This is a genomic window from Dysgonomonas sp. HGC4, assembly GCF_001261715.1.
GTDB lineage: Bacteria > Bacteroidota > Bacteroidia > Bacteroidales > Dysgonomonadaceae > Dysgonomonas_A.
In genome coordinates this window covers 1-4495 of sequence record NZ_CVRU01000104.1, presented here as the reverse complement: position 1 = coordinate 4495, position 4495 = coordinate 1, and the positions used below count along the sequence as shown (strand labels likewise).

Sequence of the window (4495 nt, the reverse complement as noted above, 5' to 3'; positions counted from 1 at the left end):
TCTGAGACCTTAATAAATGAAAAGATGAAAAAAATTGAAGCGATTGTTCGCAAATCCAAATTTAATGAAGTGCGTAAAGCTCTTCACGAAGCAGATATCGATTTTCTGTCATGGTGGGATGTTAAAGGGCAAGGCGATGCCAAGCAAGGACTAATATTTAGAGGTATTGCTTATGATATAAATGCTATTGATAGGATTTACATATCATTTGTAGTAAGGAATATAAATGTGGATAAATCTATTGATGCCATATTAAAATCGGCATATACAGGCGAAAGTGGCGACGGGCGTATATTCGTTTCCTCTATTGAGCAATCGATACGAATTCGCACAGGTGATCACGGAGACGAGTCTCTTTATAACAAAGAGGATGATTTAGACGAAAAGTAGTAGAAAGAGGTTATCAGGTACAAAAAATCAAAAGGTAAACGTGATTATGAAAAAGAGATTAATTCGATATACAGCATTAGCCGGATTATTAGTAGCGGCCCCGGCAATAATGGCACAAGAAGTAACAGGAGCAGTTCCCGCAACAACTTTAGATTCGGGAAACACAGCTTGGATTATTGTGGCTACCGTATTGGTATTGATGATGACCATACCGGGATTGGCTTTGTTTTACGGAGGATTGGTTCGTCAAAAGAATATTCTGAGTATAATGATGCAATGTCTTATAATAACAGCTGTTATAACTATTGAGTGGATAGCGATAGGTTATAGCTGGGTGTTTGGTACGGGCTTTATGGAAAGCGGAAGTTCGTTAGGAGCAGTAATCGGAGGCTTCGATAAAGTCTTTTTACATGGTATTACGCTTGATTCGCTAACTGCCGGAAATATTCCGGAAATATTATTTGTCATGTTTCAATGTATGTTTGCAGTAATAACTCCTGCTTTGATTATTGGAGCTTTTGCTGAAAGAATTAAATTTTCAGGATTCTTACTTTTTACTATACTATGGGCTATTCTTATTTATAATCCAATGGCGCACTGGGTTTGGGGTGGCGGATGGATGCAAGAAATGGGAGCTATTGATTTCGCCGGAGGAACAGTCGTACACATTAATGCAGGTATATCGGCACTTGTAATGGCTGTAATGTTAGGGCGTCGTAAAGGGTATCGCACAACGGGGCATCCTGTAACTCCTCACAATATTCCATTTGTGGTTATAGGCACAGCTTTGCTATGGTTGGGGTGGATTGGTTTTAACGCTGGTAGCGGATTAGCTGCCGATGGATTGGCTGCTAATGCTTTTCTGGTAACACATCTGGCAACTGCTGTTGCTGCCGTAACATGGATGTCTTTAGAGTGGTTTATTAATAAAAAGCCTACCGTTGTGGGTATTTGTACGGGAGCTGTTGCAGGCTTGGTAGCTATTACTCCTGCTGCGGGAACTGTTGATGCAATGGGTGCATTTTTCATCGGATTGGCTTCGGCTCTGATCTGCTTTGTTATGGTAGCTTTTGTAAAACCAAAATTAAAATACGATGATTCATTAGATGCTTTTGGTGTACATGGTATCGGAGGTCTTGTCGGTGCAATTCTTACAGGGGTATTTGCCACAAGGTTTGTGACAGGTGTTGATGGTGTACAAGGTGCTTTGTTTGGTGATTGGAATCAATTGTGGATACAGGTAGTAGCTAGTGGGGCTTCAATTGCGTTTAGTGCTATTGGTACAATAATATTATTCCTTATTGTGGATAAACTTGTAGGTTTACGAGTTAGTAAAGATGAGGAATCTATCGGTCTTGATATATCTCAACACGGTGAGATTGCATATACTGAAGATGAATAAATAAAATAGAATGTTATAGTGTGTAGATAATATGTAGGTATTGAAATTCTTTTTTTATTGAGGAAATCAATAGGTTAGTGTAAACAGATAAAACGGGACTACCTTTTGGGTAGTCCCGTTTTATATATATTGATTAGTTAGATTTTTTGACAAGTGGGGCAGAAGTAAATACTTCCGCCCAGATACGCTTCTTTTACAATGGTATCTCCACAGTTTAAACAAGGATCTTTATATGTCTTTTTGGAAAGGATTGATTTGTAGCGTCCAGATTTTCCATATATATCTTTTTCGGTATCTCTTCCTCCTTTATCAGTCATGTCGGCCAATGTAGTTTTTATGCTGTGGAACAACTCTCCTTTTTCAAAATCCGAAATAGTAGATATTTTTCTTTTGGGATGAAGACCTGCATTAAAAAGAATATCCTGTAAAACGCCATTACCTAAGCCAGGAATGCGTTGTTCAGTGGCAAGAAGGGCTTTTAAGGATAAGTTTTTAGTTACACTTTTGAATATGCTATCAAGATATATTTCATCAAAAGAATCCTCTAATGGAGATATCTTATTAAGGCTGCCTTGATGATATGGATTGTCCAGAACTCCTTTGTAAGCTTGTATGCTGCCATACATAGATACAGTGAAAGCGATAAAGCTTCTGTCGTCAAACACAATTAATAATTGATGCTTTTTAGGTTGAGGTTCAAGAGGTGAATAGTATTTAATATTAGTTCCGTCACCCACAGTTATGGTTGTGTTTTTGTCACAATAGATATCAACAAATGCCCCATGACCTTTTGTTGCTTCTATTTCTCTATTAATTAGGGTTTCACCGTATTTGAGAGGATCTTGGTAGTACCATGTAAAGCTATGAGGGCTTGTCGCGTTTATAACTTCTATTATTGTTTTTCCAATTAAAACGTCGGCGAGCTGCTTGCCTATGTTTTTCGATTCAGGTATTTCCAGCATAGTTTTATTTGTTAAGTTGGTGATCTGCTTTTCAAATTCATATCTAAACCTTTTAAGTAAGGGTGATTATGATTCACCCCTACTTAAATAAGGTCATAATTATATTACTGTTCAAATATAATCTATTTAGATAAATATACCTTTTATGGATAATGCTATTTTTTCTCTGCTACGATCTTATTTAATAAGAAATACAATATTCATATAAGCATCGTAGTTAGCCTTTTTTAGTGTTGTGTAACGCATAACGCCATTAGCGTCAATACCATCTATTTTTATTAAAGTTGGGTCGTGATAGGTTACATAATAATAAAGATCGGTTGGCGATAGATAATGTGGAATAAGAGCAGGGGCTCCTACACTGGCGAACATAGGTGTGCCATACTCAGTTTTGTATTGAGCATACAAATCGATATAACTAGCTCCTAATGTGCTGGTGGATATATTTATGGATGGCATGTAAAAGAACTGACGATTAAATAAAGTCAGACAAGTCCATGTTGGAGCGGCTTCTGATCCAATATTCTGAGAAATGCATTTCTTATCTGTATCATATACTAAAAGGCTTGCAGCAGGTGTTGTTATTGCAGCTTTCTGGGTAGTTGTTAGTTGAGGAATCAGTACCCCTTTGTGGGTTTCATCGAAATTTATATCAAGGGTCGCACTATTGTCAGGTGTGTCGGTGTATATACCGATCTGGCTATGAGCCTGATGTGTGAATAGTATAAATAACGAAAGGATAACAGCTTTATATATCGTTTTCATATATCTGATTATTTAACAACAAAGACCACGTTCATAAAAGAATTATAGTCAGCCTCTTTAAGTATTTCGTAAGACATTTTTCCGTCTGCTGCTATACTGCTTATTTTGAGAACATCTTTGTCGTAATATGTGACATAATAATATAGGTCTGTTGCTATGGGAAAGTAAGGGATAGAAGCTGGGCCTCCAGTGCTTACGACTGTCGGCGAACCAAACTGTTTTTTGTATTCAGCATATAAATCAAGTGGTGTTGAGACTACTCCGGCAACAGATGCATTTATAGCTATCGATGGCATGTAAAAAGAACTAGCTTGAGTGTCTTTCTGCGAAAGGCATACCCATGTAGGTGATGTAGGAGTTCCTGCATTCTGAGAAATGCACTTTAGATTGGTGTCATATACTATAAGACCCAATGCAGGGTTAGCAATTGCATTTTTTTGAACAGTTGTTAGGCGTGGCAATAATACGCCTTGTGTACTACTTTCTATATCTAGAGCTGCACTTGCATGTGGGTTTTGTGTATTGATTCCGACTTGCGAATAGCTTAGGCTAATAAAAGATAATCCGATTAATAGTAGAATTATTTTTCTCATTATCGATATAAATTATTGGAAATTTTTTAATCTAATTAAAGATAAAAGCTATTATAGGCACATACCTCTGCTCGAATAGGTTATAATAACTTATCTGCACAAGCTTATAGGTTTGTTTAGTGATGTAATATTGTATCTTAATTTATATCTTATTAAGATTCAATACTCTACTTAAATAGTTAAATTTAAGACTCACCTTTTTATTTTATCTGTTAATTCTGTTGTCGTTGTTTTTCTGTAAATACTTACTTTACAGATGGCAAATATAGATATTAATAAACAATAAACAAAATTTTCAATAAATTAGATGGCGTTTCAATTGAAGAATAAAGCTTTAAGTAAGGAAATAGTTAACTGAAGAAATATTCGAATAAGGGTAACCC

At 36.3% G+C, this 4495-nt stretch carries 5 protein-coding genes; 2 read left to right on the top strand and 3 right to left on the bottom strand.

Annotation, left to right across the window (positions count from 1 at the left end; all coding sequences use genetic code 11):
- The first annotated feature begins 24 nt into the window (after nt 1-24).
- Both HGC4_RS10595 and HGC4_RS10590 read left to right on the top strand, forming a co-directional pair.
- Nucleotides 25-390: a P-II family nitrogen regulator gene (locus HGC4_RS10595; RefSeq protein ID WP_050710110.1), complete on the top strand. Its 366-nt coding sequence runs from the start codon at nt 25-27 to the stop codon at nt 388-390.
- Between the two features lie 46 nt (nt 391-436).
- A complete protein-coding gene (locus HGC4_RS10590; RefSeq protein ID WP_050710109.1) occupies nt 437-1792 on the top strand; it encodes an ammonium transporter in 1356 nt (451 codons plus the stop codon).
- A gap of 137 nt (nt 1793-1929) precedes the next feature.
- Here HGC4_RS10590 and HGC4_RS10585 read toward each other — a convergent pair whose 3' ends face one another.
- From HGC4_RS10585 to HGC4_RS10575, 3 genes are all read right to left on the bottom strand, one after another.
- Nucleotides 1930-2754: a formamidopyrimidine-DNA glycosylase gene (locus HGC4_RS10585; protein ID WP_050710108.1), complete on the bottom strand. Its 825-nt coding sequence runs from the start codon at nt 2752-2754 to the stop codon at nt 1930-1932.
- 177 nt (nt 2755-2931) lie between these two features.
- Nucleotides 2932-3519, bottom strand: coding sequence for a hypothetical protein (locus HGC4_RS10580; protein WP_050710107.1), 588 nt, complete (start codon nt 3517-3519; stop codon nt 2932-2934).
- Nucleotides 3520-3527: 8 nt separating this feature from the next.
- A complete protein-coding gene (locus tag HGC4_RS10575; protein ID WP_050710106.1) occupies nt 3528-4112 on the bottom strand; it encodes a hypothetical protein in 585 nt (194 codons plus the stop codon).
- Between the last annotated feature and the right edge of the window lie 383 nt (nt 4113-4495).